A 953-nucleotide genomic window follows, 5' to 3' on the forward strand; every position below is an offset into this window, starting at 1 on the left:
CACGTAGACTGCCCGGGGCACGCCGACTATGTTAAAAACATGATCACCGGTGCTGCGCAGATGGACGGCGCGATCCTGGTTGTTGCTGCGACTGATGGCCCGATGCCGCAGACTCGTGAGCACATCCTGCTGGGTCGTCAGGTAGGCGTTCCGTACATCATCGTGTTCCTGAACAAATGCGACATGGTTGATGACGAAGAGCTGCTGGAACTGGTTGAAATGGAAGTTCGTGAACTTCTGTCTCAGTACGACTTCCCGGGCGACGACACTCCGATCGTTCGTGGTTCTGCTCTGAAAGCGCTGGAAGGCGACGCAGAGTGGGAAGCGAAAATCCTGGAACTGGCTGGCTTCCTGGATTCTTACATTCCGGAACCAGAGCGTGCGATTGACAAGCCGTTCCTGCTGCCGATCGAAGACGTATTCTCCATCTCCGGTCGTGGTACTGTTGTTACCGGTCGTGTAGAACGCGGTATCATCAAAGTTGGTGAAGAAGTTGAAATCGTTGGTATCAAAGAGACTCAGAAGTCTACCTGTACTGGCGTTGAAATGTTCCGCAAACTGCTGGACGAAGGCCGTGCTGGTGAGAACGTAGGTGTTCTGCTGCGTGGTATCAAACGTGAAGAAATCGAACGTGGTCAGGTACTGGCTAAGCCGGGCACTATCAAGCCGCACACCAAGTTCGAATCTGAAGTGTACATTCTGTCCAAAGATGAAGGCGGTCGTCATACTCCGTTCTTCAAAGGCTACCGTCCGCAGTTCTACTTCCGTACTACTGACGTGACTGGTACTATCGAACTGCCGGAAGGCGTAGAGATGGTAATGCCGGGCGACAACATCAAAATGGTTGTTACCCTGATCCACCCGATCGCGATGGACGACGGTCTGCGTTTCGCAATCCGTGAAGGCGGCCGTACCGTTGGCGCGGGCGTTGTAGCTAAAGTTCTGAGCTAATT

Annotated in this window: 1 protein-coding gene; it reads left to right on the forward strand. The window is 53.4% G+C overall.

All coding sequences use genetic code 11. The features are described 5' to 3' along the window. Window positions 1–951, forward strand: a 951-nt coding sequence (tuf, locus tag A7Z29_RS23045) for an elongation factor Tu (protein ID WP_024705540.1), incomplete at its 5' end; no start/stop codon positions are given. Between the last annotated feature and the right edge of the window lie 2 nt (window positions 952–953).

This window comes from Escherichia sp. MOD1-EC6842 (assembly GCF_002965705.1).
GTDB classification, from domain to species: Bacteria; Pseudomonadota; Gammaproteobacteria; order Enterobacterales; family Enterobacteriaceae; genus Escherichia; species Escherichia ruysiae.